A 3,436-nucleotide genomic window follows, 5' to 3' on the forward strand; every position below is an offset into this window, starting at 1 on the left:
ATAGGTCTGCATAATCGAGTGCCACTTTTTCAAATCAATTGCAAAACTGTCTGATGTCGTATTTTCCATGCGTGCTACCGCACGGTCGGACAACATTACAAGGCCAGCTGAGGGCGACGCTGACCAACCTTTTTGCGGTGCCGAAATCAGAACATCAACGCCCGTTGCCTTCATATCGACCCAAGCGCAGCCAGATGCGATACAATCTAGAACCATGAGCGCACCCACGTCATGTGCCGCCGCGGCCATGCGTTTGATATACTCTTCTGGCAAGATCACACCCGCAGATGTTTCCACGTGCGGAGCGAACACGATATCGGGTCGGGTATCGTGAATTCTTGCCTCGACTTCTTGAATGGGAGCAGGTTGGAAAGGCTCTGCGGTTCCATTTCCGGCACGGCGTGCCTTGAGCACGTCAACGGTTTGCGCATTTTTCGCGGCGTCAAAAATCTGGCTCCAGCGATAGGAAAACCAACCGTTTCGCACCACGAGAATTTTGGAGTCTTGGCCAAACTGACGTGCAACTGCTTCCATCCCATAAGTGCCGCCACCTGGGACCAATGCGGTTGCATCCGCGTTATAGACCTCTTTCAACATCGCTGATATGTCGCGCATGACGGTTTGAAACTGTTTGGACATGTGGTTCAAGGAACGATCCGTGAACACTACGGAAAATTCTAACAAGCCATCTGGGTCGACAGAGTTTAGTAGGGCAGACATGAGGGACTCCTATACTTTGGTTGAAAAAGTCGTATCCGAGAATGTCTTGAAACGCAAAGTCTACTTTGGCATACCGTTTTCGGCCAAGTGCAATACATTCAAATTTGTGAATTTTTTAATTGATTTTTCCGGATAAATGTATACCGTCGGCCACAAAGTGGAGACTATTATGCATCATTCAATCTTAATCATTGGTGGCGGCGCGGGTGGCATTGCAGCGGCGTCCAGCTTACTAAAACGCAACAAATCATTGGACATTGCCATTATTGAACCAAATGATGACCATTTCTACCAACCTGGCTGGACAATGGTTGGCGGCGGCATATTTCATGCCCAACAAACAGTTCGCCCAACCCATTCGGTCATGCCATCGCGCGTCAAACACATCAAAGCGGCGGTTGCGTCCTTTGATCCAGACAGCAACAGCGTCACGTTGCAAGACGGGCGCAGTGTGACCTATGATTATATGGTTGCGTCCCCCGGTCTGAAACTGAACTGGGCCGGCATCGAAGGGTTAGAGGCAACTCTGGGCAAAAATGGCGTAACATCGAACTATCGTTTCGATTTAGCGCCTTACACGTGGAAATTGGTTCAAAAAACCAAAGCCGGCAAAGCCATCTTTACCCAGCCCCCTATGCCGATCAAATGCGCAGGTGCGCCACAAAAGGCGATGTATCTGTCGTGCTCTGAATGGGAAAAGCAAGGAGCATTGAAAAACGTTGATGTTGAATTCTGCAATGCCGGCCCTAGCCTGTTTGGGGTGGCAGATTACGTTCCACCTTTGATGGAATACGTGAACCGATACGGTGCAAAATTAACCATGAACAGCAAATTAATCAAGGTCGACGGCGACTCGAAAATCGCAACTTTCGAGGGCACCGACGCAGACGGCAATCGTACGACGGTCGATAAGAAATTCGACATGTTGCATGTTGTTCCGCCACAAACGGGCCATGATTTTGTCGTTGGGAGCCCGATTGCAAACGATGCGGGTTGGATCGATGTTGATCAATATACGCTACAACACACGAAATATAAAAACATATTTGGTATGGGTGATGCCTGTTCCACAGCGAACGCAAAAACCGCTGCCGCAGCCCGTAAACAAGCACCCATCGTTGCGGCAAACCTGTTGCGCGTGATGAATGGCCAAGATCCTGTGTATCATTACGACGGATATGGATCATGCCCATTGACAGTTGAAAACGGCAAAGTGATCTTGGCCGAATTCGGTTATGGCGGAAAAATTATTCCATCCTTCCCCTGGGACAGCACAAAACCCCGCAAATTGGCGTGGGTGCTAAAAGCAGGCCTGTTGCCGTGGATGTATTGGAACGCAATGCTCAAGGGGCGCGAATGGCTGGTTGCCCCAAAAACTGCGCCAAAAGCATAACGATAATTTAATACAGAACGCCCGCACCGCGCGGGCGTTTTTCATAATGGGCCTAGGCGCTTTTCTTCGGATAATAGAACATTCGCCTCTAGGTCCCCTGCCCCTGGCAAGGTCATGATCCGCCGCCGCAGGACCCGTTCAAAATCGGAAATATCGCGGGCCACGACGCGCAGACGGTAATCATACATGCCCAACACGTGTTCGACCGTTTGCACTTCGGGGATGGCGGTCACGGCGCGTTCGAAATCCTCCAAGCTAATGCGACCTTTCGTAGCCAATTTAACGCCCAAGAAAACCGTCACACCGAGACCAAGCTTTTCTTGATCCAACACCAGACGTTCGGATTTTATCACGCCAAGATCTGACAATCGTTTGATACGGCGCCATGTTGCGGGTTGCGATAGGCCCAATTCTTTGGCCAATGCACCGGCACTTTTTCCAGCATCACGGGAAAGGTCGCGCAAAATCGCGCGATCGATGTCATCCAATTCAATCATATCGGCAAACCTTCGGCGGTTTTGATACGGGCGACATGCATCAATGCTTCGATCTCGGCAATGTGCGGCAGCGTCAGGATTTGATTGCGATAGATGGTCTGATAATGCGGCATATCGCGGGCAATGACAGACAACCGCACATCGACACGGCCCAGAAAGGTCTGGATCTCAATCACCTCGCGCACCACGCGCGCCGCTTCGATAAAATCGTCAAACGCCCGTGGTTGGGTTTTATCCAAGGTAATGCGCAACGATACCTCGACCTCGTACCCCAAGGCATGCCAATCAATGACAATCTCGCGCCCTCTAATGACCCCGTCGTCACGCAACCGTGCCAAACGACGCGACGCGACGGCAGGTGTCGTTGTGGCACGATCCGCCAATTCCGCCATCGTCATCGACGGGTTCACCTGATAATGGCGCAGAATACGCCGATCCAGATCATCGAGCATAATTTTTACCTAAATTCGCAAAATTACGAATTAATATCACGTATTTTTAGGAATAAACAGCAACAAAGATACCTTTATTCCGAGAATATCCATATTCTGCGCCCATCACCACATGAGATAAGGAAAATATCATGCGCGTATATTATGATCGCGATTGCGACGTAAACCTAATCAAAGAAGCAAAAGTGGCAATCTTGGGCTATGGTTCCCAAGGTCACGCACACGCATTGAACCTGCGTGATTCTGGCGCGAAAAACGTTGTCGTTGCCCTGCGCGAAGGATCCCCTTCTGCGAAGAAAGCAGAGGCAGAAGGCCTAAAAGTCATGGGCATCGCCGAAGCGGCCGCATGGTGCGACGTCATCATGTTCACCATG

5 protein-coding genes are annotated in these 3,436 nt (G+C 50.4%); 2 read left to right on the forward strand and 3 right to left on the reverse strand.

The features are described from left to right. Window positions 1–720 (reverse strand): aminotransferase class V-fold PLP-dependent enzyme (locus AC1QQ2_RS13885; RefSeq protein ID WP_479713572.1); only part of this gene is annotated, 720 nt, incomplete at its 3' end. A 136-nt stretch (window positions 721–856) separates the two neighbouring features. Here AC1QQ2_RS13885 and AC1QQ2_RS13890 point away from each other — a divergent pair. Next, window positions 857–2,113 (forward strand): NAD(P)/FAD-dependent oxidoreductase, encoded by a 1,257-nt coding sequence (locus AC1QQ2_RS13890; protein ID WP_479713573.1) that lies wholly within the window; start codon window positions 857–859, stop codon window positions 2,111–2,113. Window positions 2,114–2,154: 41 nt separating this feature from the next. On the opposite strand, the gene AC1QQ2_RS13895 is transcribed toward AC1QQ2_RS13890, so the two are convergent. Next, on the reverse strand, window positions 2,155–2,610 hold the full coding sequence (locus AC1QQ2_RS13895; protein ID WP_479713574.1) for an Lrp/AsnC family transcriptional regulator: 456 nt from the start codon (window positions 2,608–2,610) through the stop codon (window positions 2,155–2,157). After that, the gene (locus AC1QQ2_RS13900) at window positions 2,607–3,062 is read right to left on the reverse strand and encodes an Lrp/AsnC family transcriptional regulator (protein ID WP_479713575.1); all 456 of its coding nucleotides are present in this window, start codon (window positions 3,060–3,062) and stop codon (window positions 2,607–2,609) included. The genes AC1QQ2_RS13895 and AC1QQ2_RS13900 overlap by 4 nt, the downstream gene beginning before the upstream one ends. A 131-nt stretch (window positions 3,063–3,193) precedes the next feature. Between AC1QQ2_RS13900 and AC1QQ2_RS13905 the strand changes: the two genes are divergently transcribed. Beyond that, on the forward strand, window positions 3,194–3,436 hold a 243-nt coding region (locus tag AC1QQ2_RS13905), incomplete at its 3' end, for an NAD(P)-binding domain-containing protein (protein ID WP_479713576.1).

It is taken from the genome of Aestuarium sp. (assembly GCF_023253315.1).
Lineage (GTDB): Bacteria > Pseudomonadota > Alphaproteobacteria > Rhodobacterales > Rhodobacteraceae > Marivivens > Marivivens donghaensis.

Excerpts from the sequence above, each read along its gene's own strand:
- AC1QQ2_RS13890 (WP_479713573.1), top strand. The coding sequence starts at position 857 with ATGTATACCGTCGGCCACAAAGTGGAGACTATTATGCATCATTCAATC.
- AC1QQ2_RS13895 (WP_479713574.1), bottom strand. The coding sequence starts at position 2,610 with ATGATTGAATTGGATGACATCGATCGCGCGATTTTGCGCGACCTTTCC.
- AC1QQ2_RS13900 (WP_479713575.1), bottom strand. The coding sequence starts at position 3,062 with ATGCTCGATGATCTGGATCGGCGTATTCTGCGCCATTATCAGGTGAAC.